Source organism: Bacillus sp. 22475 (assembly GCF_052044835.1).
Lineage (GTDB): Bacteria > Bacillota > Bacilli > Bacillales > Bacillaceae_G > Bacillus_A > Bacillus_A cereus.
Window position 1 is genome coordinate 305,359 of sequence record NZ_JBQENW010000002.1, and the last position, 23,692, is coordinate 329,050.

Below are 23,692 nucleotides of genomic sequence, written 5' to 3' on the forward strand. Positions count from 1 at the left end.
TCGGTTTTAATTGTTTGTAAAAGTTTTGTAAAGTTCCACAAAAATCAACATACGATAAAGTGAAACTTTAATCAGCCCTCACCAATCGGGCTTTTACGGACAGCCCCACCCCCACCTAACTTCTTTGCTTTCGCTGAATTTTGAGATGGGGGTCTTACCCGTTAATAGCGGGATACAATTTTAATCGGTAGTAGTTATTCATTTCCTCTGATGATTTCCCTATAAAACAGTTATCCCCTATCCCATCATATACAAGTATCATTTATACGGCCGCGTTTTTTTCAATGTTGTATACTTGTCCACATTTATTACACGATATGCATAAACCATAAAAAAAAGCACACTATCTTTTCAGATAGTGTGCTTTTTTAAAATTTTTTTATTCATCATCTTGATCTTTATTTTTATTGTTTTTATCATCTTTTGGAGCTTCACCATTTACTTCTTTGTTTTTCAAATCAAAGTAGGCGTCCATAATTTCACGACCAATATATCCATTAATACCAGTCTTATCATCATGTACCCACGGAACGACAACAGAGAATGCTACTTCTGGATCTTCAAGTGGCGCATAACCTACTAATGTTAAGTTATATGTTTCCACACGTTCACCATTTGCCTTTCTACCAATCTCTTTATCTCCGCCATACACAGTTTGCGCGGTACCTGTCTTCCCTGCCGCTTTATATTTTGCACCTGTAAAGTATTTTGTAGCTGTACCACCTGAATCATTATACACTTGTCTAAATCCTTCTTGAACACGTTTAATTTGCGATTCTGGCATATCAACACGATTTAATACTTTCGGTTCCATAGATTGAACAACTTTCCCAACTTCATCTGGTTTCACTGCCGGTTGACGAATTTCTTTTACAACTTGTGGTTGCATACGATATCCGCCATTGGCAATCGTCGAAATATATTGCGCTAATTGAAGCGGTGTATACGTATCATACTGTCCAATTGATAAATCTAGTAAGAAACCTGGTTGACTACTTCTACCCATCTGACCAGCAGATTCATTCGGTAAATCAATTCCTGTTTTTACACCAAGTCCAAACTGTCCGAAATAATAACGCATCGTATCAAATGCTTTTTGAGGTATATCTAACGTACCACCTCTCACATATTGAACACCAGCGATATTCATCGCTGTTTTAAACATATAAACGTTAGAAGACATTTTTAAAGCTGTAAGGTCATTAATATATCCCATCGTTTTCCAAGACGACTTCGTAGGTGTACCTTTTAATTTAATTGGTTCATCCAATTGTACTGCCCCAGGTTGAATCGCACCAGTTTGATATCCAGTAAGTACTGTTGCACCTTTTACAGTTGACCCCATCGGATAAGAACTTGTCATGGTACCTAATGCAAAGTCATTTACTTTCGTTTGACCATCTTCATTAACTAATTGTTTCCCAGCCATAGATAAAACTTCACCATTTTTTGGATTCATCATTACAACGAATGCGCGATCTAAAAGAGGTTCGCTTCCTTTAAATCTCATTAAATTCTTCGCAAGAATATCTTCCACACGCTTTTGTAATTCCATATCAATTGTTAAGTTCAGGTCATTACCACTTTGCCCTTTTGATACATTAATCGTTTCTAAAATATTACCGCTTTTATCTGTAACATTTCTAACTTCTGCTTTCGTACCGTGCAGGCTATCTTCATACTGTTGTTCAAGATAACTTTTTCCTACTCGGTCATTTCGATTATAATCACGAACAAGATAGTAATCTAGTCTTTCTCTCGGTAAGCCTTCATCAGATGTCGACACCCCACCAAGTACACTTCGGAATAAATCATCGTACGTATATTTTCGATCCCAATCAACATTTGTATCTACACCTGGTAATGCTGCTAGGTTTTCACTAATAATCGAATATTCCTTTTCTGTAGCATCCTTTTTAATAACTTGAGGTGTCATTGCATATCCGCCATCCATCTTACTCTTAATCGCTAGTATTTCTAGATCTTTTGCGGATAATTGATTAATTTCTTCTTCTGTTACACGACTGCGCTGACGCTCGTCTAATTCTTTATCATCAATTTTTTTATCTTTAAACTCTTGACGATCTTTATTCGTAATTTTTTCTTTAGCTTCCTCTTTATGCATAGCAAGCCAATAATCTTTTTTATCGCGATCTGTTAATTTATCTGTCGGTACTTCAATCAAATCTGCTAGCTTTTTCGCTGTTTCTAAGCGATCCTCTGCAGTTGATCCTTTCATTTTTGTAAATGTAATAGTACGAATGGCTGCATTATCTACTACAGGTCGCCCATAACGGTCAAATATTTTCCCGCGCGGTACAGGATTACTTATCGTTGAGTTTTCTTTCTTCTCCACTTCATTCTTATATTCTTCACCACGAACAATTTGTACATATCCGAGCCTTACAATAACCGCGGAGAACATTAAAAACACGCAGAAAAACAGCACGTTTAACCGAAAAGGAACGTGGGTCTTTTTCTTATTTTGCTTCTGTTTCTTGCTCATACAAACCCCCTCTACCAACAGCTATGTAATGTGAAAGGGACACCTTCATACAGGTGTCCTCACTGCTGTCTTACATCTTTTTCTATTCTAGCATAAAACAAACGAGAAGTTAACCTTCTGGTTCAGTTTGGTTTTGCGCGTTCCCTTGCGTTACAACACTTGCTTTACTCGCATTTCCCTCATCATATTTGACATTTTTAACTGCAAAATAAATAAGAAAATGTCCAGCACCTAAAATACATAATAAGTAAGGTAAACTTTTTTCAGGTGGAAAGAATAGTACAGCACATAAAAAACTTAAAATGGAACAGATTCTTCCGGCGTTTAACCACAGCTCCCGAACAACGACATATTCCACACGCCATTCTCTCGCATTTTTCGCTCTACCAATTACGTCATATGTCATTGATCCGTAGGGAACAAGTAAAATAGGATATGCAATCGCAATACATGCCGCATAAATAAGTAATTTCGTGTATGTAACATTGAAAATAACTAAAAAGACGACAGCATATAAAATAATGCCCCCAAGTAAAATTGCTTTTTTTCGCCACTCCTTCTTTAACATACGAGCAACTAAGTAATAACATACAAAGGATACAGCAGAGTTCACTAAACTATATTTCCCTAATGCCAACTCACTATTAGTTGCTAAATAAACATATACTGAAATGACAAAAATAAACGTTCCTTCTCTCAATCCTTGGAAAAAATGAGCTCGTGTAATCTTTCCCCAGTTTTTATCAATCCGTCGTTCTTTCAATACTTGCACGATTTCATAACGCCCTTCACATTCTCTTTTAGATAAAAAGAAGCTTAAGACGACAGCAATTGCAAATAAAACTAATGAAAGAAAGAATATAACAGTATAACCACTCCATTTCTCCATACGTGAAATTGTGTATCCTGCTGCTATTGGTCCGATCATCCCAGAGAAGGATGTAAGAAGTCCAAGAAACCCATTAAAGAAATCTCTTGTTTCTGGTTCTGTAATTTCAAATGTCAATAAGTTAAAAGCCAACCAGTAAAAACCGTATCCTACTCCTAAAAGAGCCCCCATTAATAAAATATACTGAGAAGCACTTTTCCCCGCTACTAAGACAACAATAAAAAAAATTGCGAGCGTTCCTACTCCTATTCGTAATAAAATCGAGCGATCGATACGTTTCGCTAATTTTCCCCCTACAAGAAATGTGAGAGGCTGTAATATAACGCTGGCCAAATTATACAAGCCAAGATTCACATAATTTTGTGTTTGTTTCCATAAATAAATATTTACAAACGTATTCGATAAAGAAATTGCGAGCGTGTATAAACCTCCTATAAGGAGCAATAACACTAAATCCCGATTCACTTCAACGTCACCAATTATATGTTTCCACTTCATACACAACTCTCCTTTACTTCATGTTCTAGTCTTCCAAAGACAAGCCCAATTATGTAAAAGGAAAGCATAGAAAAAAAGCTAGGGGTTCTCCCCTAGCTTTTTTCTATATTTATTACAATTATTTTGCTTCTTGGTAACGTTTTTCAGCAGCGTTCCAATCTACAACGTTCCAGAATGCACCGATGTAGTCTGGACGACGGTTTTGGTAGTTTAAGTAGTAAGCATGCTCCCAAACATCTAAACCGATAACTGGCGTTTTACCTTCAGTTAAAGGAGAATCTTGGTTTGGAGTGCTTGTTACTTCTAGCTCACCATTGTTTACTACTAACCAAGCCCAACCAGAACCAAAGCGAGTTGCGCCAGCTTTTGCGAATTCTTCTTTGAATGCATCGAAGCTACCGAATTTTGCTTCAATTGCAGTTGCAAGTTCACCTACAGGTTGTCCTCCGCCGTTTGGAGATAGGATTGTCCAGAAGAATGTATGGTTAGCATGTCCGCCACCATTGTTACGTACTGCTGTACGGATTGCTTCTGGTACTTCGTTTAAGTTTGCAACTAATTCTTCTACGCTTTTGTCAGCTAATTCTGCATGACCTTCTAAAGCAGCGTTTAAGTTTGTAATGTACGTGTTGTGATGTTTTGTATGATGGATGTTCATAGTTTCTTTGTCAAAGTGAGGCTCTAAAGCATCATACGCATAAGGTAAATTTGGTAATTCGTGTTTTGCCATTGTTATATTCCTCCCAGTTTATGTATTGCCACTTAAGTGACATACAACTTCATTCTACCCTAATTGCCATAGGGTGCAAACAAATAAATCACATTGTCTTGCTATCATTAAAGTAGCAAAATTCCCACTTCTTTTCAATTAAAATGCTCATATATTCCGTAAAAAAAGCTTCCTTCTACAAGGAAGCTTCCTGCTAACATAATAAACATGCGAAATGGATATGGACCCTGTAGGACTCGAACCTACGACCGGACGGTTATGAGCCGTCTGCTCTAACCAGCTGAGCTAAGGGTCCACAATTATGTATGTAACAACATATCAAATAAAGGAATTCCTATCGGATATGCCCTTTAAGAAATGTAAGATAAATTTACCATATAGAAAAGAAAAGTGTCAATTGTATTTTTCTTATTTAAAAGAAGAAAGTTAATAAAAAGAAATTTAGTTATCTCCACTATATGTAAATATAATATATCTTGAGATTCTCTAGATTCCTACGTTACAATGATTTTATACATACATAAAGGAAGTGAATCTATGTCCATATTTACCCAATTCGTAAAAAGCATATACTCGCCTAAAGATATGGCGCTATTCCGTTTTCAAAAAATCGGTAAAACCATTTTGTATATTATGCTACTTTGCTTAATTACTACTATTCCAAGAACTTTTTTGTACGGTAGTTTTATCCAAGATGGTGTAGGCATGGTAAATCAAGTCATCGATAAAGATTTACCTGATTTTAAAATTGAAAATGGCGAACTAAAAGCCGATATTGATCAGCCTATTGAAAAAGAAGAAGGAAATGCACTTTTCGTATTTGATCCAAATTCAACAGACCTAGAAAAATATCAAAATAAAACAGGTTTATTTGTTTTAAAAGATAAAGTAGTCTCTATGGGAAATGGTCAAACACAAACGTATTCTTATAACGATTTGTTAGGTGCATCTCTTGAGAAAAAAGATCTACAAGAATTTATTTCTTTATTCGATAATATTTATCCAATTTTATTATTTGTTATTGGATTCTTAGTGTACCTATTCCAATTATTCATCACTTTTGTAGGCGTGACTTTACTTGCGTTCATCGGTTCTGCTATGAGCGGTCAACGTAAACTATCCTATAAACAAGTTTGGACACTAACTGCATACAGCTACACAATCCCAACCATTTTCTTCATGATTATGGATTTATTCAAAATCGTCGTACCTGGGGCAACATTCATTTATATCGCTGTTGTTTTAATCGTTCTATACTTAACGATTAAAGAGGTACCCCAACCGAAAGAAAAATAAAAAAATGCCTAAATAGGCATTTTTTTTTTGGACAAGCATATATTCCTAGCAAAGGAGTGAAGAATATGAAGAGGTTAGGTATATTCCTATTCGTGCTTGTTCTCGGTTATATATTTTATTACGATATAAAAATCGGTACTTTACCGATGTTAAGTTCATATAAAAAAACAACTGCTGCCCAAACGATTAAAAAAGAAAACACAGACAGCCAACAAAATAAAGAGAAGAAAACAGAAAAAGAAACGGATACATCTTATAAAACAATTGAAGTAAAAACTGGCGAGACAGTTCTTTCTATTACAGAACAAATTAACAAGAAAAAAATTCCTTCCATAGAAAAAGTCATTGACGACTTTAAACAATTAAACAAAAGTACCTCTGCTACAAAAATACAAATTGGAAAGTCTTATAAATTCCCGTTATATCAATAAGCCATCACTTAATCCTTGTCAATTACATAAAGGCGCTGATACAATAGTAAAAGTGAAACCGAGCACTTCGGTTTCTATAGCCCTATATCACGTATACTATCATTGATATGAGGGACTAAATAAGAAACTTCTTTTATAAGGAGAGCGATCTATTCGTGAATGAAATGACTCATCGTACAAAAACACGTCCAGTTAAAGTCGGTAATTTAACAATTGGCGGTAATAATGAATTAATTATACAAAGTATGACAACAACAAAAACACATGATGTTGAAGCAACAGTTGCTGAAATCAAGCGTTTAGAAGAAGCTGGCTGTCAAGTCGTCCGTGTTGCCGTTCCAGATGAACGCGCAGCAGATGCTATTGCTGATATAAAAAAACAAATCAACATTCCACTTGTTGCTGATATTCATTTTGATTATCGCCTTGCTTTAAAAGCAATTGAAGGTGGCATCGATAAAGTACGTATCAATCCAGGTAATATTGGTCGTCGCCATAAAGTAGAAGCTGTTGTAAATGCAGCAAAAGAGCGCGGTATTCCAATCCGTATTGGTGTAAACGCTGGTTCATTAGAGCGTCACATTTTAGAAAAATACGGGTACCCAACTGCAGATGGTATGGTTGAGAGCGCGCTACATCATATTAAAATTTTAGAGGACTTAGATTTCCACGATATTATCGTATCGATGAAAGCCTCAGATGTTAACTTAGCAATCGAAGCATATGAGAAAGCTGCTCGTGCTTTTGATTATCCATTACATTTAGGTATTACAGAATCTGGAACATTGTTTGCCGGAACTGTAAAAAGTGCCGCTGGTCTTGGAGCAATCTTAAATAAAGGCATCGGAAATACACTACGTATTTCATTAAGTGCTGATCCAGTTGAAGAAGTAAAAGTTGCTCGTGAACTATTAAAATCATTCGGTCTTGCGTCTAACGCAGCAACACTTATCTCTTGTCCAACTTGCGGTCGTATTGAAATTGATTTAATTAGCATCGCTAACGAAGTGGAAGAATACATCTCTACACTTCAAGTACCAATTAAAGTTGCAGTACTTGGTTGCGCCGTAAATGGTCCTGGTGAAGCCCGTGAAGCTGATATCGGTATTGCCGGTGCACGTGGAGAGGGATTATTATTCCGTAAAGGGCAAGTCGTTCGTAAAGTACCAGAAGAAACAATGGTAGAAGAACTGAAAAAAGAAATCGACGTAATCGCTGCTGAAATGGCTGCTGAACGTGAAAAAGAAAAAGAGACACAAGAACAATAAAAAGAAGGTTGCCACAATATTTGTGAGCAACCTTCTTTTCTACGTAAAAAAGCTCGTCAGTTATGTAACCGACGAGCTTTTACTTTGCACATTTTGGACAACGACCATATATTTCAAACTTATGACCTGTTACTTCATAACCGCTAAAATCTTTATTCATAAAATCCATTGGGCAGGAAGTAATCTCTTTCGTCCCCCCACAATCCAAACAAATAAAATGATGATGATGTTCCATAATAGAACAAGTGAAACGAAAATGTTTTTCACCATTTAATTCCGTTTGTTCTAAAACACCAATCTCAGCAAAAACTGTTAAGTTACGATAAATCGTATCAAAACTAAGCCCTGGATAATCGTCTTTCATATGCTCTAAAACGTCTTTCGCAGTTAAATAACGATTATGTGCTGCAAATAATCTGAGCATCTCTTCTCTTTTTCCAGTATGTTTGTATCCTTTTTCCTTCATTAGGCGTAAAGCTTCTGTTAGATTCATACCTATCCCTACTTTATGCAGTTTTTTTCTTCTTCCATAAAATCGCACCGATTAAAATAAGAACTGCTATCATAACAATTGTACCACCTGGTGCTAGATCAAGTTGATACGAAGCAAACATTCCACCAATTACTGCAATTTCACCAAATAAAATGGAAAAGAAAATTGTTTGTTTAAATCCTTTAGCAATACGAATACTTGCTGCAACTGGTAACGTCATTAATGATGATACGAGAAGAACCCCTACTACACGCATTGATACTGCAATGACAAGAGCAACTAATATAATGAAAATAAAGTGAATCCATTTCGCTCTTAAACCAGTTGATACTGCGTATTCCTCATCAAATGATAGTAGAAACAGCTCTTTATATAATAAAATAATTGTCGCAACAACAACAATTGCTACAATCCCAATAATAATTAAATCCGTACTTGTTACAGCACTGACACTACCAAATAAATAACTAAATAAGTCTGTGTTAAATCCATTTGCAAGTGAAATGAAAATAACTCCAACTCCCATCCCTGCCGAAAGGATAATCGGAATTGCTAATTCTTGATAGTGCTTATATACAGTTCTTAACTTTTCGATTAATAGCGCTCCACCAATCGAAAAAACCATCCCCATATATAAGGGGTTTAAAAATCCACCTGTAAAAATGGTTTTTTCAAGTAATAAACTTGCTGCAATACCTGATAACGTCACGTGACTTAATGCATCCGCAATAAGAGATAAACGACGAATAACAACAAACACACCTATTAGCGGTGCAACAAGTCCAATTAAAATACCTGCGTATAAAGAATTACGTAAAAATTCATATTGTAAAAAATCTTGTATCATTATATCCTCCCGTGATGCTCATGTTCGTGTTCTAAACGATGAACATGATGCCCATATAAGACGGACATTTCTGCATCTTCTAACTCTCGGAACTTCTCTACATTTCCATGGAAATGTAGATGTTGGTTTAGGCATGCAACATGTGTTACTTTTTCGGTAACAGCTCCCATATCATGAGTAACAAGAATTAATGTGATCCCGAGCCTTTTGTTTAAATCCTCTAATATTTCGTAAAAACTTTCCACATTTTTTACATCGATTCCAACAGTAGGCTCGTCTAAAATAAGCAATTCAGGATCACTAACGAGCGCACGAGCAATAAATACACGCTGTTGCTGTCCACCAGAAAGCTCTCCAATATTACAACCTTGAAACTCACTCATCCCTACATCAGCAATTGCTTTTTCTACCTTTTTCTTATCCTCTTTTGTGAAAAAGCGAAAAAGCCCTTTTTTCGAAACAAGTCCCATTGACACAACTTCAGAAACAGTTGCTGGAAAACCAGAATTGAAACTATTTGCTTTTTGGGATACATAACCAACTTTATTCCATTCCTTAAACTTCTTACTATCAACGCCAAACACACGAATGCTTCCTTCTTTTGGCTTTAAAACGCCTAATAAACACTTAAGTAAAGTTGATTTACCTGAACCATTCGGTCCCACTAAACCTAAAAAAGCTCCCTTCGGAACTTGCAAATTAATATTTTCTAACACATTCCGATCTTCATACCGGAATGTTAAACCTTCAATCTCTAATATATTATTCATAGCATCTCACCTATTTTAATTCAGAATGATTCCGATTTATATCTATTTGAATTATAGTACAGCTTATTATAGTTGTAAACCAATCTGCCTAAAATATATCTATTTTTTCAAGAAACCTTACTATTATAACAAAAAGCAGAGAAAAATTCTCTGCTTTCGAAAAATATTCCTATATATGTTTAGTGAATAGCCGATTTAAACTTACCACCATTTGTCTCTTGCGTGCTCATAATCGTAACAAACGCATTTTCATCAATTTCATGCACAATTGACTTTAACTTCGTCACTTCTAGACGCGTTACAACTGCATAAATAACTTCTTTTTCTTTATCTGTGTAACCACCTTTTGCTACAAGCTTTGTAGTTCCACGGCCGAGTCGATGTAAAATCGCATTTGATACTTCCTCATATTGATCAGATACAATTAAAACTGCTTTCGTTTCATCTAGCCCTTGAATTACTGTATCGATCGTTTTAAATGCAATATAGTACGTCATAACAGAATACATCGCTTGTTCCACACCAAACACAAATGCTGCCCATGCAAAAATAAATAAGTTCACAAACATTACGAATTCACCAACAGAGAACGGTAATTTCTTCGTTAATAAAATCCCCATAATTTCAGTTCCATCTAACGATCCACCATGACGAATTACAAGTCCTACACCAAGACCTAAAATAAGACCACCAAACACAGTCGCTAAAATAGGCTCTGTTGTAAACGGTGGCACCGCATGTAACGTTGACTCAATGAATGCTAACGCTACAATACCAAATGCCGAAGATAACATAAATGTTTTTCCAATTTGCTTATAACCCGAATACATAAATGGGATATTGAGAACAACGACTAAAGTAGAAAAACTTAACCACCAAATATTAGGAGTAAGATAATCTAATATAAGAGAAATACCAATAATTCCACCATCAATAATTTTATTTGGCATTAAAAATAGTTCAATCGCTACCGCCGCGCATGCTGCCCCAAAAATAATCATAACTAAACGATAAATGAGATGAATAACACTTTCTTTTCGATGTTGCTTTTGCTCCATAGGTCCTCCCTTTACTCTTTTTCTGTAGTTTTGTCCTTATATTATAACATACGCTTCTTTTCCTCATGAAAAAAGAAACTCTATACGAATATGTACAAGCTATATGCTCATATATTTCGATAGAAGAACGCGTGAAGGAGGATAACAAGATGAACCTCATTAAACAAATTGTTAATAAAAAATTAAATCATATTTCTACAAAAGAGTTATTAAAATATAGCAAAGAATATGAAGTTTCTATTACGACTGCACAAGCTGACCAAATCGTTTTACTTATGAAAGGTAAAAACATTAATATTTACGATAACAACGAGCGACTAGAGCTCTTAAAACAGATCGCAAAAGTAACTTCCCCTGCCACTGCCCAACAAGTAAATACATTATTTCAGCAATTACTAAAATAAGGAGGGGAAATCCCCTCCTTATTGCGCTTTAATTTTTTCAAGAAGCCCTTCATCAAAAGTACCGTTTTTCAGCATTTCGATTTCCAATTTGTATGGTGGCTTCTTATCTTTTTTATCTTCCCCTACATACGGTGTTTCAAGAATTTTTGGTACATGCATTAACTGTGGATGATGTACAATGTGATGCAACGCTTTATACCCAATGTGACCAAATCCGATGTTTTCATGACGGTCTTTTCCTGCTCCGCGTACATTTTTACTATCATTAATATGAAGTACTTGTAAACGATCTATACCAACGATCTTATCAAATTCGTTTAATACACCGTCAAAGTCATTTACAATATCATATCCTGCATCGTGCGTATGACACGTATCAAAGCATACAGATAGCTTTTCATTATATTTTACGCCATCAATGATTTTTGCAATTTCTTCAAAGCTACGACCACATTCTGTTCCTTTTCCTGCCATCGTCTCTAACGCAATGTTAACCGTCTGTTCTGGCGTTAGTACTTCATTAAGCCCTTTAATAATTTGTTGAATACCAGCATCTGCTCCAGCCCCAACGTGCGCTCCTGGGTGAAGAACAATTTGTTTCGCTACACCTAATGCCGATGTTCTTTCAATTTCCATACGAAGGAAGTCTACACCTAATTGGAATGTTTCTGGATTCGTCGTATTCCCAACATTAATAATATACGGCGCATGGACGATAATTTCCTCAATACCATTCAGCTCCATATGTTTTCTTCCTGCTTCTATGTTCAATTCTTCAATTGGTTTTCTTCGTGTATTTTGCGGTGCACCTGTATAAATCATAAACGTTGTTGCACCGTATGAAACAGCCTCTTCACTTGCTGCTAATAACATGTTCTTACCACTCATGGAAACATGAGATCCAATCTTTAACATACAATCACCTCTTCAATATACAATAGATATAATGATAGCATAATTTGTAGAAATATGTAGTGAATTGTTTGTTCACAAAAGACGCACTACACAAATTTATATGAGTATTTAAACAGACTATACTCTTCATTTAAATTAGCGGGATTAAAAAAAGATAAGGGAAACCCCTTATCTTTTTTTATTGCTATATTTTCTCTTCACTTTGTCACGTTCTGTTGCAAGTTTACGTTTATAGTTTGGTTTTACTTTTTTCGGTTTTTTAATAACTTTCGTTGCCATAACATCAAGTTCGTCATTTGGTTTTTTACGGCTCTTACGACGACGACGCTCACCTAAATCCGCCCACTCATCTCCGCGTAAATCTACATGTTTAAACTCGATATGACGTTGTTTTTCTAAGCTATCTAATGCTTCTTCGTTTGCTGGATCATAAATCGTCACTGCAATACCAGAATGCCCCGCACGTGCTGTTCTTCCAACGCGGTGAACGAAGAAATCTAAATCTGATGGTAGCTCATAGTTAATAACATGGCTAATTCCTTCAATATCAATACCACGTGCTGCTAAATCAGTCGCAACAATATATTGGAATTCAAGGTCACGAATTTGTTTCATCATTTTTTTACGATCACGTGGTGATAAATCCCCGTGAATTCGTCCAACTTTTAAGCCGCGTTCCATTAATCCATCAGCAACTTGATCTGCCATTTTTTTCGTATTCGTGAAAACAACTGCTAAATACGGTTTAAATTGAAGTAGCATTTTATTCACTAAATCAATTTTATTACGATGTTTAGAAGGCACTAAATAGTGTTCAATGTTTCCAGCTGCAACTTGTTTTGGATTGATATGAATATGCTCTGGATTCTCCATATATTTCTTCAGAAACGGTTTTAGTTTTTGAGGAATTGTTGCAGAGAAAACTAGCATTTGCAAGTTTTTAGGCATGCGTGCTGCAATTTTATCTACATCGTGAATGAATCCCATATCAAGCATTAAGTCAGCTTCATCGACAATAATCGTATTTGCTTTATGAACAAATAATGCTTGTTCTTCTACTAAGTCTTTAATACGTCCTGGTGTCCCGACTACGATATGAGGTTGTTTTTTCAACTTTTCAATTGAACGTTGTTTATCAGTTCCACCAATTAAACAACGCGCTGTAATCATTTGATCTTCCGCACAGAATTTTGTTAATTTCACAATCTCTTCGTAAATTTGTTGTGCTAATTCACGAGTAGGTGCTGTAATAACAAGTTGTACTTCTTCACGGCTTGCATTAATTCTGTTCAATGTAGGAAGTAAGTATGCATGTGTTTTCCCAGAACCTGTTTGGGATTGTCCAATTACACTTACACCTTTTTTCACGACCGGGAAAATTTTCTGCTGAATTCCTGTCGGCTCTGTAAAGCGTAGTTCACGAACTGCATCTATTAAAAATGGTTTAAAATCATACTGTGTAAAAGTTTGTTGTGTCATAAGTTACACCTTCTTTCTAAATTTCTACTGCGCGCACAAATCAGTCAAGTCTACATTATATCGAAATCTACAAGTAAAATCCATCTTTAGTTTAGGTTTTCCCTTCAAAAACTAACCTTCTTCCCCCTTATTGCATATTGTATGTGTATATACCTAACTGAAGAAAGGAGGATTTCTCACATGTTTCCAAAACCCCCCACAAGACAAATGTTTCCAAATCAAGGGCAGCAACCTTATACACCATATCCAATTCCACAACTACCACCGATGGCACAAAAAAAGAAAGGGTTCCTTGCTAAACTCTTTAAAAAACACGATCCAACCGAACCTTACATGCAAATGGTTCCGCCTTATCGACAAATGGAAGGACCGCCACCAATGATGCACCAGCACCAGCACCAGCAACCGCCACCTCAATATCGGCAACAATATCAACCCCAATATCAACAGCAATACCCACAGCAGTACTCACAGCAATATCAACCATACATGCAGCAGCATCCAGAGCAAATGATTCCCCCTCAAATGTACGAATCAAACGAAACGCGCGGCGGTGCAGCAACTACAGCAGCATCCAGTAGCGGCATCGGCAGTTTTTTTGCGAATTTAATTTCGAATCCAACTAATATGATAAACAATATAGAAAAAGTATCCCAAGTCGTTCAATCTGTAAGCCCTGTCGTCGAACAGTACGGCCCTATTATGCGTAACCTACCAAGCATTGTTAAAATCCTCACCTCTGGAAAAAGTACGGAAGAAGATTCAACTAAAAATCAGGCTGAAGACATAACAGAAAAGGTTGAGGTAGCAACTCCGCCTCCTCCACAAAAAAAAAGAAAAAGAAAAAAAATAGTGATTGAGCCAGTCATAGAAAAAGAATTACGAGAGGAGCCTGTTCAAAAAACAGCAACAAAACCAAAACTATATGTGTAACAATCCTTTGTTTTCTATCCACTCCTCCTTTATAATGTAAAAGACTATGCACAAAAGTATCCCTTGTTTAGAAGGAGAGGATTACTCATATGAAAATTGTTAAAATTTCCCCTCGTGGTTATTGCTACGGTGTTGTCGATGCAATGGTAATTGCACGTAACGCCGCATTAGATAAATCATTGCCGAGACCCATTTATATTTTAGGTATGATTGTTCACAATAAACATGTTACAGACGCTTTTGAAGAAGATGGAATCATCACATTAGACGGTCCAAGTCGCTTAGAAATTTTAGATAAAATTGATTCTGGTACTGTTATTTTCACTGCACACGGTGTTTCTCCAGAAGTTAAACAACGCGCAAAAGAAAAAGGTTTAACAACAATCGATGCTACTTGTCCAGATGTTACCAAGACGCATGACCTTATAGAAGCTAAGAAAGCGGAAGGGTATCATGTCATTTATATCGGTAAAAAAAATCATCCAGAGCCAGAAGGCGCAGTTGGTATTGCACCTGACATCGTTCACCTTATCGAAAAAGCCGATGATTTAAAAACATTAGAAATCCCAACAGATAAAATTTTAGTAACGAATCAAACAACGATGAGTCAATGGGATGTTCAACATTTAATGGAGGACATTCAAAAAAAATTCCCAACAGCAGAATTCCATAAAGAAATTTGTTTAGCAACTCAAGTTCGCCAAGAAGCTGTCGCTAAACAAGCTGATGTTGCAGACTTAACAATTGTTGTTGGTGATCCGAAAAGTAACAACTCAAACCGTTTAGCACAAGTGTCACAAGAAATTGCTGGTACGAAAGCATACCGCGTTGCAGACGTAAGTGAGATTAAATTAGAGTGGCTACAAGGTGTAGAAAACGTAGCTGTTACAGCAGGTGCTTCTACTCCAACTCCAATTACAAAAGAAGTTATCGCTTTCTTAGATCAATATGACCCAATGAATCCCGCTACATGGGAGAGAGTTCGAAAAGTACCGTTACAAAAAATATTACCTCGTGTAAAAGTGAAAAAAGAACAATAATAAAAACCGTTGCCTATATGAGCAACGGTTTTTATTATTCTTATACAAATGTAAATGGATCTGTATGTAATTGCGAAGCATGAATGTGTACATTGAGTTTCTTTGCATCCACTTTTTCTTGTAATTGCTTTTGTACACCTTGCTTCATTACTTTTTCAACGTTATGTCCTGGGTCAACTATATTTAAACCGAGCATCATCGCATCATGAGCAACATGATAATACATGTCACCTGTTACATATACATCTGCTCCTTTAAATTTAGCTTGATTGATGTATTTGTTACCATCACCACCAAGTACAGCTACTTTGCGCACTTTATCATCTAATTTCCCAACAACTCGTGCACCCTTTACATCTAATGATTGCTTTACATGTTCTGCAAACTGTCCAAGTGTCATTTCTTCTTTTAAGTATCCTATTTTCCCAAGCCCTAATGTTTCGCCTTTGTTATCAAGTGGATACACATCATACGCTACTTCTTCATATGGATGTGCCGTTACCATTGTTTTAATCACTTTTCGTTGTAGTGAAACTGGAATAATCGTTTCGATCCGCACTTCTTCTACGCGCTCTAACTGTCCAGTTTCCCCTACATAAGGATTTGTCCCCTCTTGAGGTACAAACGTACCTGTACCCTCGCTACTAAACGTACAGTGGCTATAATTGCCGATATGACCAGCACCTGCGTCTCCTAATGCTTTTCGTACTTCCTCTGCATGAGTTACTGGCACAAACACAACAACTTTTTTCATTTCTTCTGCATATGTCGGTGCCAAAACTTCTGTATTTTGCAACCCTAACGCCTCAGCAAGTAAATCATTTACCCCGCCCTTGGCAACATCCACATTTGTATGCGCTGCATAAATGGCAATATCATTTTTAATACACGTTTCAATAATTCTTCCGTACGCTTTATCTGTATGAATCGCTTTTAACGGATTAAAAATTAAAGGATGATGCGCGATAATGACATTCGCTCCTAATTGAATCGCTTCCTCCACAACTTCCTCCGTTATATCTAATGCAATTAATACGTGTTGTACAGATTTATTAAGCGCTCCAATCTGCAGACCAATTTTATCTCCTTCCATCGCCAGATGCTTCGGATACATACTTTCAAATAAAGAAATAATTTCATGGCCGTTTGGAATTTTACTCATGATAAAATCTCCCCTATCATTTTCATTTTCGCTTCTACTTCTGCACGTTTCGCTTTTGTTTCTTCAGAATTAGCCGCACGTTCTAACTGTTTTAAAATATTTTGGAAGTTTTTCAATTCCCCTTCCCATTTTTCAACGAAAGCTTCACTTTTTTCTTTTATTAAAAATGGCCCCATAAACAATCCCGCTTGTTTATTTTCCGAGTAAGGTGCTTCGACATTTCCTCGCTCTCCTACTAAAATCTCGTAAATTTTCCCATCTTCTTTTACGATTTTTTCATGGATAAGCTCCCAACCATTTTCAACAAACCATTCACGAATATGATGTGCTGCAATATTCGGCTGTAAAATTAAACGTGTTACACCTTCTAATTTTTCTTTACCACTTTCTAAAATGTCACGAATTAACGCTCCGCCCATTCCAGCAACCGTAATTACATCTACTTCTCCTGGCGCTATAACAGCTAATCCATTCCCTTTACGCACATCTACTTTATCTTGCAAGCCACTTTCAGCTACAGTTGCTTGTGCAGAGCGAAACGGTCCATCTACAACCTCTCCAGCAACTGCTTTTGTAGCAATATTATTTATAATTGTATAACACGGTAAATACGCATGATCCGATCCAATATCAGCAACTGTAGATCCTACCGGTATTTCACGCACAACTTCTTCTAATCGTTTTGAAAGCTTTACTTCATTCATGTATTTCCATTACTCCTTCTCTTGTCAGTCTGTCTCCATGATAATGAATTTATAGTAGTTGTTGCAAGCCTATAACAACAATTCACTTCTCTATCATTCATCGTATTTTAGAAAATATAGAAAAACAAGCCCTTTGCATAAGCAAAAGACTTGTCATACGGAACTTTATTTTTTCTTCGATAACCAATCAGCTACTTTAGTGGCTTGATCAGCTGGAACTATATTAGCAGGCATATTGCCCTTTCCTTTCGAAAGAATTTCTTTAATTTCATCCTTTGAAAGTTTCCCACCAATTTTTTGTAAGTTAGGTCCTACTGCCCCTTGTAACTGATCACCGTGGCAGCTCGTACAGCTTTGCTTCACAATATCCTCTGGTTTTGATGCTGTTTGTGCTGGCTTCCCGCCATTTTTTGCATCAGCTAACTCTTTAGATTTATTTAGCCCCTGAAATGAAAATACAAACATAACGATAATACCCAATGCTGCAATAAGAGCGAACGGAATCAGCGGATTACGTTTCATATCTCTTCTCCCCCCTCTATACCCCTAAATAGTTAGATGATTCAGTCATTTCCATTGTACTTGAAAACGCTCTATCAGAAAAGAGAAAACTACTACTTGTTAAAAATATTCCATAAATTCAGTTTATTGTTTTTTATTGTCATATAGCTTATTATTTCGATAATTATTAACGTTTCTCATCATATTTTTCGCTTTTCTACATATATTTTTGTATAGAATAAACAAAATTAATCGAAAAATCGAAAAATGAGCATTTGCAAATCAAAAGACAATTCTGTAAAATAAATTACAAGAAATTGTAATCGTTGCCGATAGCTAAATTTTAACAAAAATTAACAAAATAAAAAAGTTTACTTCACAAAGGTGAAGTAAACTTAAAAAATAACCTATTCTAAGAAATCCTTAAGACGCTTACTACGACTTGGATGTCTTAATTTGCGAAGTGCTTTTGCTTCAATTTGACGGATACGCTCTCTCGTTACGCCGAATACTTTCCCAACTTCTTCAAGCGTACGAGTTCGTCCATCATCTAAACCGAAACGAAGACGCAGAACATTTTCTTCACGATCTGTTAGTGTATCTAACACATCTTCTAATTGTTCTTTTAGCAATTCATAGGCTGCATGGTCCGCAGGCGATGTTGCTTCTTGGTCTTCAATAAAGTCACCTAAATGGGAGTCATCTTCTTCACCAATTGGTGTTTCAAGAGAAACTGGCTCCTGTGCAATTTTTAAGATTTCACGTACTTTTTCTGGAGCAAGATCCATTTCTTCACCAATCTCTTCAGGAGACGGTTCGCGACCTAAATCTTGTAATAATTGACGTTGTACACGAATTAACTTATTAATCGTTTCAACCATATGAACTGGAATACGAATTGTTCGCGCTTGGTCCGCAATCGCACGTGTAATAGCTTGGCGAATCCACCAAGTTGCATACGTACTAAATTTGAAACCTTTACGATAATCGAACTTTTCAACAGCTTTAATTAGACCCATATTACCTTCTTGAATTAAGTCTAAGAAAAGCATACCACGGCCTACGTAGCGCTTTGCAATACTTACTACAAGACGTAAGTTTGCTTCTGCAAGACGACGTTTCGCTTCTTCATCGCCTTCTTCAATACGCGTTGCAAGTCGAATTTCTTCTTCTGCAGATAGTAAGTCTACACGACCAATTTCTTTTAAATACATACGAACAGGATCGTTGATTTTAACCCCAGGTGGTACACTTAAATCATTGAGGTCAAACTCTTCTTCTGTTTTTGTAATTTGGCGATTATTAGGGCCTTCTTCGTTGTCATTATCACCAACTAAGTCAATGCCTTGTTCACCTAAATATTCATAGTATTCATCCATTTGATCAGATTCAATTTCAAATCCATTCATGCGTTCTGCAATCTCTTCATATGTAAGAACGCCACGTTTTTTTCCGAGCTCAGTGAGTTGTTCTTTCACTTGCTCAAGGGTCATTTCAGTTTCAATTTGTTTAGAACGAGCTGGTTTGTCAGCCATCTGTTCCCCTCCTTACGCGAGATACAAACATTCATTATACTAAAACTTTATCAAAAAAGCTATTTTCTCGCTTTTTGATTTTGTAAATATGCTACATAATATTTAGCAGCCTCTACAGGATCTGTTTTTTCCATTTGTTTCACTTTAAAGATGATCTCCATCTTTTCAAGTTTTTCCTGATGCCGCCTAAGCGTCTCCAAATGGCCTTGCAACACTTCTTCTGTGTATTCTGGATTAATAAATTCATCCGTCGAAATATCAGTGATAATATTTTTCAACTTTTCATCAGAGAGCCAACTTAAAAATGTTCCGACTGAAGGTTCATTTCCCTTTTCATAATATGCGTATAGTTCATATAAAATCCCTTTATGTTCTTCTGTATGAAAATCTTCTATATGGGATTCCATACGAACAGCTACTTCTGCACTTTGCAACATATGGTAAATAATTTCTCTTTCCGCTCTTTCAAAACCTGTTAACTTCGGTTTTGTTTGAACGACTTGAGACGGTTTAGCAACCTGCTTTATTTGTTTTTGCTGTACCTTTTGTTCTTTGCGATATTGGTGCAATTGATTCAAAAGTGTTTCCATTGAATACGAAAATTCTTGCGATAATGACTTCAAATATGACTCTGCCTGCATCGCATCTTGTAACAACGATAACTCTTTTAAAACACTTTTCACATATTCTTCTTTGCCAGACTCATCTTGCAAATTTTTCCCTAAACGCAAATAATTTATTTTAAAACCAACAAAACTCACACTTGATTTCACAAGATTTTCAAAAGCAGTAGTCCCATATTGTTGCACATATTCATCAGGATCAAGCTTATCTGGCAAGGGTGTGACTTTCACTTGGCAACCAACTTTTAACAATAATTGCCCTGCTTTCATCGTCGCTTCTCGCCCTGCTTTATCACCATCATAGCAAAGAACAACAGTTTCAACGTTACGTCGCAGAAGTTTTGCTTGTTCTTCAGTTAAAGCTGTTCCCATTGTCGCAACAGCTTCTTCCACACCACTTTTTACCGCAGCTAGTACATCGGCATATCCTTCAAAAAGGACCACTTGCCCACGCTTTCTAATAAACGGTCTTGCTTGGTGGAAGTTATACAACAATTTACTTTTGTGAAAAATCGGCGTTTCAGGGCTATTTAAATATTTCGGAGTGTCATCTCCTAACGCCCTTCCACTAAACGCTATCACCTTACCTTGTAACGTATAGATCGGGAACATAACTCTTCCACGGAAGCGATCGTAATGACTACCATCCTTCTCACTTCTTATTAAAAGGCCAGCTTGTTCCATACTAGACAGCGATAAACCTCTTTTTTGTAAAATTTTCGCCGCTGCATCCCAAGCAGGTGATGCATAACCAATTTCAAACTTCTCAATCATCTCTTTCGTAATACCACGGTTTAATAAATATGAAAGTGCTTCATTTCCCTCTTCCGTATTTACTAATAAATGATGATAATACTTTTTCAATAATTCATGAGCTTGTTGCATGATGACAGTGTCATCAGATATGTCTTCTTGTTGTCCTTGCCCTGATGTATACTCTGCAACCGCAATTCCATTTCTTTCGCCTAGCTTTTGAACAGCCTCGGTAAAAGCCAGTCCTTCCATTTTCATTAGAAAGGAAAATACATTTCCACCTTCTCCACATCCGAAGCAATGAAAAATTTGCTTATCAGATGAAACAGAGAATGAAGGAGAATTCTCACCATGAAATGGACAAAGGCCGAAATAGTTACGCCCCTGTTTTCTAAGTTGAACGTATTCACCAATCACTTCTACAATATCGGATGATGTCCGAATCTGTTCAACAACTTCTTCGGGAATTCTGTTCCCCATAACTCCATCTCCGTGTCGTATTTTGTATTCGATATAAATTAAAAAATTCCTTTATAATTCGACAATATTTTTCTAAACTTGTTAGAAAGTGTTGCCGATTACATTGTATAAACGATTTTGAACCTTTCCTATAGGTCCTTTATCTGCATAAATCGCATATACATACTTGCTATATAAAATTGTATACATTTGCTCATCTGTTACAAATGTATCTCTTAGAAACAATACATATACACCTTTTTACAAGAAGAGTAGCAAGCCACATATACTGTTTGATCTTGAGATCTGTAACATTTTCATGTTGATCCATATAACAATCAACTCCATTTTGTTCAGTATCTACAAAGATCCAATTGCCTTGCTATTTCCTTAAAGGATGAGCATATGATGCGACAAACAAAATTCCGACATGAAATTCCGCTCCAACTTGCACAATTTCAGCCTTCACGGGATATACATCTACACCAACTAATATGTTGTTGATGTTTTGCATATTTCTGTATTCTACATCCCTTCTGTGAATCCTTCCATAATGTGCGTTTTCTTGTATAGATTTTGTCGATTTAACGTAATTACATGTCTTTTTCGTAAATCCTATCCCTAGTTTATTCTGAAAAATTAAAGTCTAAACGTAAAATATAGGTTTTTATCACAATTTTTTATTATAATATATTTTCTTCAACTACGCTACATATCCCTTTATTTTTTCATCTTACATTTCAGAATGACAAACTCACACCTTGAATATACTAAAAGACAAAGGAGTATAAGTATAACCATTACACTACAATCTATTACAAAATCCATAGGTATCATATTTCACACGAGCGAAAAAAGCACATTCACCTTTGGTAAATGTGCTAAAACATTTTTTGGTTTTGCACTGCATTCACAATAATATTTGCTGTTTCTTCAATCGCTTTATTCGATACATCGATTACTTGGCAATTTATTTTACTAATTACTTCCTCAAAGTGATCAATTTCTTCTTGAATACGATTAATATTTGCATATGTTGCTCCATCACTTAATCCAAGTGATTTTAATCGTTCTTTTCGAATATGATTTAACTTATCTGGCGTAATTTTCAAACCGAAACATTTTTCTTTTGCCACTTGATATAGTTCTTCAGGTGGGTCAACTTCTGGCACGAGTGGTACATTCGCAACTTTCAAGCGTTTGTTATGAGCTAAATATTGGGAAAGTGGTGTTTTTGATGTACGCGAAACACCAATCAACACGATATCTGCTTTTAAAATACCTCGTGCATCTCTGCCGTCATCATACTTCACAGCAAACTCAATCGCTTCAATCTTTTTAAAGTATTCTTCATCTAACCTACGGACAACACCTGGCTCATATCTCGGCACTTGCCCCGTAATTTCTTCAATTTGATCAATAAGAGGGCCGATAATATCGTATGCCTCTACCCCTTCTTTTGCAGCCTCTGTTACTAAATACTGGCGCATATCAGGCTTAACTAACGTAAAACATATAAGTGCTTGATTACTCTTAGCAATCGAAATCACTTCTTTTAATGTCCCTGTATCTTCTACATACGGTACACGTCTAATATCAGGAGCAAACGGGAATTGCCCCATTGCTGCTCGAACAACCAAATCAGCCGTTTCCCCTACAGAGTCAGATACGACATATACGATTTTATTATCCATTACATTACCTCACTTTAAACAAATTACACTTATTCGTTATTTACTAAATTTACAAACGCACGTGTAATATTTGTTTTTGTAATTCGCCCAATCACTTCTAAACCTTGTTTCGTATCTTTTACAACTGGCATTGCATCAATCTGTCTTTCTATTAATTCCATCGCAATATCATATAAAGAATCCTCTCTACGACACATCGCAATGTTTGGCATCCTTGTCATGATAATATTAACCGGAAGAGAGGTTAAATCCTGCTTTCCTAAGCTCGCTCTTAATAAATCTTTACGAGACACAACACCAACTAATAGAGTCATCTGATCTACAACGAACAATGTACCAACGTCCTCTAAAAACATCGTACAAATTGCATCGTATACGGAAACATTTTTATCAATTACAACCGGTCTAGATTGATAATCTTGTACTTTAATTTTCTTAACAGCTTCAGATAATAGCTGCCCCCCAGTTTTACCCGTATAAAAATAACCTACGCGTGGACGTGCTTCTAAATAACCAGCCATCGTTAAAATTGCTAAGTCTGGTCTTAGCGTCGCACGTGTTAGACCCAATTGCGCTGCAATTGATTCCCCTGTAATAGGACCGTGATCTTTTACAATCTGAATGATATGTTCTTGCCGTTTATTCAGCTCTATGATAATCACCACCTTTAATGCACAACGAAAAAAGTTATACTATCTCTTAAA

24 protein-coding genes and 1 tRNA gene are annotated in these 23,692 nt (G+C 36.2%); 6 read left to right on the forward strand and 19 right to left on the reverse strand.

Annotated elements, in window-relative coordinates:
• Window positions 1-379: 379 nt before the first annotated feature.
• The 4 genes from ACTJJY_RS04975 to ACTJJY_RS04990 all read right to left on the reverse strand — a co-directional run bounded on the left by ACTJJY_RS04975 (window position 380) and on the right by ACTJJY_RS04990 (window position 4,918).
• Entirely contained in the window at window positions 380-2,506 is a 2,127-nt protein-coding gene (locus ACTJJY_RS04975) for a peptidoglycan D,D-transpeptidase FtsI family protein (RefSeq protein ID WP_440605115.1), read from the reverse strand.
• Window positions 2,507-2,615: 109 nt separating this feature from the next.
• Window positions 2,616-3,893, reverse strand: coding sequence for an MFS transporter (locus ACTJJY_RS04980; protein ID WP_440605116.1), 1,278 nt, complete (start codon window positions 3,891-3,893; stop codon window positions 2,616-2,618).
• Window positions 3,894-4,011: 118 nt separating this feature from the next.
• The gene (gene sodA, locus ACTJJY_RS04985) at window positions 4,012-4,623 is read right to left on the reverse strand and encodes a superoxide dismutase [Mn] (RefSeq protein WP_001052031.1); all 612 of its coding nucleotides are present in this window, start codon (window positions 4,621-4,623) and stop codon (window positions 4,012-4,014) included.
• Window positions 4,624-4,844: 221 nt separating this feature from the next.
• Window positions 4,845-4,918 (reverse strand) — tRNA-Ile (locus tag ACTJJY_RS04990).
• 242 nt (window positions 4,919-5,160) lie between these two features.
• Here ACTJJY_RS04990 and yqgB point away from each other — a divergent pair.
• The 3 genes from yqgB (at window position 5,161) to ispG (ending at window position 7,618) form a co-directional block, all read left to right on the forward strand.
• Window positions 5,161-5,919: a protein YqgB gene (yqgB, locus tag ACTJJY_RS04995; protein ID WP_000021895.1), complete on the forward strand. Its 759-nt coding sequence runs from the start codon at window positions 5,161-5,163 to the stop codon at window positions 5,917-5,919.
• A 65-nt stretch (window positions 5,920-5,984) separates the two neighbouring features.
• Window positions 5,985-6,350 carry a protein YqfZ gene (yqfZ, locus tag ACTJJY_RS05000; protein ID WP_440605117.1) on the forward strand — a complete coding sequence of 122 codons (366 nt, stop codon included), beginning with the start codon at window positions 5,985-5,987 and terminating at the stop codon, window positions 6,348-6,350.
• A gap of 164 nt (window positions 6,351-6,514) precedes the next feature.
• Window positions 6,515-7,618 carry a flavodoxin-dependent (E)-4-hydroxy-3-methylbut-2-enyl-diphosphate synthase gene (gene ispG / locus ACTJJY_RS05005; protein ID WP_153577907.1) on the forward strand — a complete coding sequence of 368 codons (1,104 nt, stop codon included), beginning with the start codon at window positions 6,515-6,517 and terminating at the stop codon, window positions 7,616-7,618.
• Between the two features lie 79 nt (window positions 7,619-7,697).
• Here the strand turns inward: ispG and ACTJJY_RS05010 are convergent, their stop codons facing one another.
• The 4 genes from ACTJJY_RS05010 to ACTJJY_RS05025 form a co-directional block, all read right to left on the reverse strand.
• Complete coding sequence (locus ACTJJY_RS05010; RefSeq protein ID WP_440605118.1) at window positions 7,698-8,111, reverse strand: Fur family transcriptional regulator; 414 nt, start codon at window positions 8,109-8,111, stop codon at window positions 7,698-7,700.
• Window positions 8,112-8,124: 13 nt separating this feature from the next.
• The gene (locus tag ACTJJY_RS05015; RefSeq protein ID WP_098404354.1) at window positions 8,125-8,958 is read right to left on the reverse strand and encodes a metal ABC transporter permease; all 834 of its coding nucleotides are present in this window, start codon (window positions 8,956-8,958) and stop codon (window positions 8,125-8,127) included.
• Window positions 8,958-9,728, reverse strand: a complete 771-nt coding sequence (locus ACTJJY_RS05020; RefSeq protein WP_440605119.1) for a metal ABC transporter ATP-binding protein — start codon at window positions 9,726-9,728, stop codon at window positions 8,958-8,960. The genes ACTJJY_RS05015 and ACTJJY_RS05020 overlap by 1 nt, the downstream gene beginning before the upstream one ends.
• A gap of 179 nt (window positions 9,729-9,907) precedes the next feature.
• Window positions 9,908-10,786 carry a YitT family protein gene (locus ACTJJY_RS05025; protein WP_000435960.1) on the reverse strand — a complete coding sequence of 293 codons (879 nt, stop codon included), beginning with the start codon at window positions 10,784-10,786 and terminating at the stop codon, window positions 9,908-9,910.
• Window positions 10,787-10,935: 149 nt separating this feature from the next.
• On the opposite strand from ACTJJY_RS05025, the gene ACTJJY_RS05030 reads away from it, so the two are divergent.
• Window positions 10,936-11,190, forward strand: coding sequence for a DUF2624 domain-containing protein (locus tag ACTJJY_RS05030; RefSeq protein ID WP_001048958.1), 255 nt, complete (start codon window positions 10,936-10,938; stop codon window positions 11,188-11,190).
• Between the two features lie 18 nt (window positions 11,191-11,208).
• Here the strand turns inward: ACTJJY_RS05030 and ACTJJY_RS05035 are convergent, their stop codons facing one another.
• Together ACTJJY_RS05035 and ACTJJY_RS05040 are read right to left on the reverse strand one after the other, a co-directional pair.
• Window positions 11,209-12,105 carry a deoxyribonuclease IV gene (locus ACTJJY_RS05035; RefSeq protein ID WP_440605120.1) on the reverse strand — a complete coding sequence of 299 codons (897 nt, stop codon included), beginning with the start codon at window positions 12,103-12,105 and terminating at the stop codon, window positions 11,209-11,211.
• A 168-nt stretch (window positions 12,106-12,273) separates the two neighbouring features.
• Window positions 12,274-13,584 (reverse strand): DEAD/DEAH box helicase, encoded by a 1,311-nt coding sequence (locus ACTJJY_RS05040; RefSeq protein ID WP_000194023.1) that lies wholly within the window; start codon window positions 13,582-13,584, stop codon window positions 12,274-12,276.
• Between the two features lie 180 nt (window positions 13,585-13,764).
• Here ACTJJY_RS05040 and vrrA point away from each other — a divergent pair, with 180 nt between their 5' ends.
• On the forward strand, window positions 13,765-14,517 hold the full coding sequence (gene vrrA / locus ACTJJY_RS05045; RefSeq protein ID WP_440605121.1) for a VrrA/YqfQ family protein: 753 nt from the start codon (window positions 13,765-13,767) through the stop codon (window positions 14,515-14,517).
• A gap of 89 nt (window positions 14,518-14,606) precedes the next feature.
• Window positions 14,607-15,557, forward strand: a complete 951-nt coding sequence (locus ACTJJY_RS05050) for a 4-hydroxy-3-methylbut-2-enyl diphosphate reductase (protein WP_000706657.1) — start codon at window positions 14,607-14,609, stop codon at window positions 15,555-15,557.
• A gap of 40 nt (window positions 15,558-15,597) precedes the next feature.
• On the opposite strand, the gene ACTJJY_RS05055 is transcribed toward ACTJJY_RS05050, so the two are convergent.
• The 9 genes from ACTJJY_RS05055 to ACTJJY_RS05095 all read right to left on the reverse strand — a co-directional run bounded on the left by ACTJJY_RS05055 (window position 15,598) and on the right by ACTJJY_RS05095 (window position 23,650).
• Entirely contained in the window at window positions 15,598-16,719 is a 1,122-nt protein-coding gene (locus tag ACTJJY_RS05055; RefSeq protein ID WP_440605122.1) for a Nif3-like dinuclear metal center hexameric protein, read from the reverse strand.
• Window positions 16,716-17,423, reverse strand: coding sequence for a tRNA (adenine(22)-N(1))-methyltransferase (locus ACTJJY_RS05060; RefSeq protein ID WP_001006547.1), 708 nt, complete (start codon window positions 17,421-17,423; stop codon window positions 16,716-16,718). The genes ACTJJY_RS05055 and ACTJJY_RS05060 overlap by 4 nt, the downstream gene beginning before the upstream one ends.
• Before the next feature lie 165 nt (window positions 17,424-17,588).
• Window positions 17,589-17,945, reverse strand: a complete 357-nt coding sequence (cccA, locus tag ACTJJY_RS05065) for a cytochrome c550 (protein ID WP_000828142.1) — start codon at window positions 17,943-17,945, stop codon at window positions 17,589-17,591.
• A 386-nt stretch (window positions 17,946-18,331) separates the two neighbouring features.
• The gene (gene rpoD / locus ACTJJY_RS05070; RefSeq protein ID WP_000764066.1) at window positions 18,332-19,459 is read right to left on the reverse strand and encodes an RNA polymerase sigma factor RpoD; all 1,128 of its coding nucleotides are present in this window, start codon (window positions 19,457-19,459) and stop codon (window positions 18,332-18,334) included.
• Between the two features lie 59 nt (window positions 19,460-19,518).
• Window positions 19,519-21,315, reverse strand: a complete 1,797-nt coding sequence (gene dnaG, locus ACTJJY_RS05075; protein ID WP_440605123.1) for a DNA primase — start codon at window positions 21,313-21,315, stop codon at window positions 19,519-19,521.
• A gap of 81 nt (window positions 21,316-21,396) precedes the next feature.
• On the reverse strand, window positions 21,397-21,540 hold the full coding sequence (locus tag ACTJJY_RS05080) for a hypothetical protein (protein WP_000479733.1): 144 nt from the start codon (window positions 21,538-21,540) through the stop codon (window positions 21,397-21,399).
• Between the two features lie 136 nt (window positions 21,541-21,676).
• On the reverse strand, window positions 21,677-21,808 hold the full coding sequence (locus ACTJJY_RS05085; RefSeq protein ID WP_002024806.1) for a hypothetical protein: 132 nt from the start codon (window positions 21,806-21,808) through the stop codon (window positions 21,677-21,679).
• A gap of 367 nt (window positions 21,809-22,175) precedes the next feature.
• Window positions 22,176-22,988, reverse strand: coding sequence for a pyruvate, water dikinase regulatory protein (locus tag ACTJJY_RS05090; protein ID WP_000368944.1), 813 nt, complete (start codon window positions 22,986-22,988; stop codon window positions 22,176-22,178).
• A 29-nt stretch (window positions 22,989-23,017) separates the two neighbouring features.
• Window positions 23,018-23,650 (reverse strand): helix-turn-helix transcriptional regulator, encoded by a 633-nt coding sequence (locus tag ACTJJY_RS05095; RefSeq protein WP_000583756.1) that lies wholly within the window; start codon window positions 23,648-23,650, stop codon window positions 23,018-23,020.
• Window positions 23,651-23,692 lie beyond the last annotated feature (42 nt).

Bases quoted from the DNA above. Each gene is read 5' to 3' on its own strand.
- ACTJJY_RS05010 (WP_440605118.1), bottom strand. From the start codon at position 8,111: ATGAATCTAACAGAAGCTTTACGCCTAATGAAGGAAAAAGGATACAAA.
- dnaG (WP_440605123.1), bottom strand. From the start codon at position 21,315: ATGGGGAACAGAATTCCCGAAGAAGTTGTTGAACAGATTCGGACATCA.
- rpoD (WP_000764066.1), bottom strand. From the start codon at position 19,459: ATGGCTGACAAACCAGCTCGTTCTAAACAAATTGAAACTGAAATGACC.
- ACTJJY_RS04980 (WP_440605116.1), bottom strand. From the start codon at position 3,893: ATGAAGTGGAAACATATAATTGGTGACGTTGAAGTGAATCGGGATTTA.
- ACTJJY_RS05055 (WP_440605122.1), bottom strand. From the start codon at position 16,719: ATGAGTAAAATTCCAAACGGCCATGAAATTATTTCTTTATTTGAAAGT.
- vrrA (WP_440605121.1), top strand. From the start codon at position 13,765: ATGTTTCCAAAACCCCCCACAAGACAAATGTTTCCAAATCAAGGGCAG.
- cccA (WP_000828142.1), bottom strand. From the start codon at position 17,945: ATGAAACGTAATCCGCTGATTCCGTTCGCTCTTATTGCAGCATTGGGT.
- sodA (WP_001052031.1), bottom strand. From the start codon at position 4,623: ATGGCAAAACACGAATTACCAAATTTACCTTATGCGTATGATGCTTTA.
- ACTJJY_RS05090 (WP_000368944.1), bottom strand. From the start codon at position 22,988: ATGGATAATAAAATCGTATATGTCGTATCTGACTCTGTAGGGGAAACG.
- ACTJJY_RS05050 (WP_000706657.1), top strand. From the start codon at position 14,607: ATGAAAATTGTTAAAATTTCCCCTCGTGGTTATTGCTACGGTGTTGTC.
- ispG (WP_153577907.1), top strand. From the start codon at position 6,515: ATGACTCATCGTACAAAAACACGTCCAGTTAAAGTCGGTAATTTAACA.
- yqfZ (WP_440605117.1), top strand. From the start codon at position 5,985: ATGAAGAGGTTAGGTATATTCCTATTCGTGCTTGTTCTCGGTTATATA.
- ACTJJY_RS04975 (WP_440605115.1), bottom strand. From the start codon at position 2,506: ATGAGCAAGAAACAGAAGCAAAATAAGAAAAAGACCCACGTTCCTTTT.
- ACTJJY_RS05025 (WP_000435960.1), bottom strand. From the start codon at position 10,786: ATGGAGCAAAAGCAACATCGAAAAGAAAGTGTTATTCATCTCATTTAT.
- ACTJJY_RS05085 (WP_002024806.1), bottom strand. From the start codon at position 21,808: ATGCAAAACATCAACAACATATTAGTTGGTGTAGATGTATATCCCGTG.
- yqgB (WP_000021895.1), top strand. From the start codon at position 5,161: ATGTCCATATTTACCCAATTCGTAAAAAGCATATACTCGCCTAAAGAT.
- ACTJJY_RS05060 (WP_001006547.1), bottom strand. From the start codon at position 17,423: ATGAATGAAGTAAAGCTTTCAAAACGATTAGAAGAAGTTGTGCGTGAA.
- ACTJJY_RS05040 (WP_000194023.1), bottom strand. From the start codon at position 13,584: ATGACACAACAAACTTTTACACAGTATGATTTTAAACCATTTTTAATA.
- ACTJJY_RS05020 (WP_440605119.1), bottom strand. From the start codon at position 9,728: ATGAATAATATATTAGAGATTGAAGGTTTAACATTCCGGTATGAAGAT.
- ACTJJY_RS05015 (WP_098404354.1), bottom strand. From the start codon at position 8,958: ATGATACAAGATTTTTTACAATATGAATTTTTACGTAATTCTTTATAC.
- ACTJJY_RS05030 (WP_001048958.1), top strand. From the start codon at position 10,936: ATGAACCTCATTAAACAAATTGTTAATAAAAAATTAAATCATATTTCT.
- ACTJJY_RS05035 (WP_440605120.1), bottom strand. From the start codon at position 12,105: ATGTTAAAGATTGGATCTCATGTTTCCATGAGTGGTAAGAACATGTTA.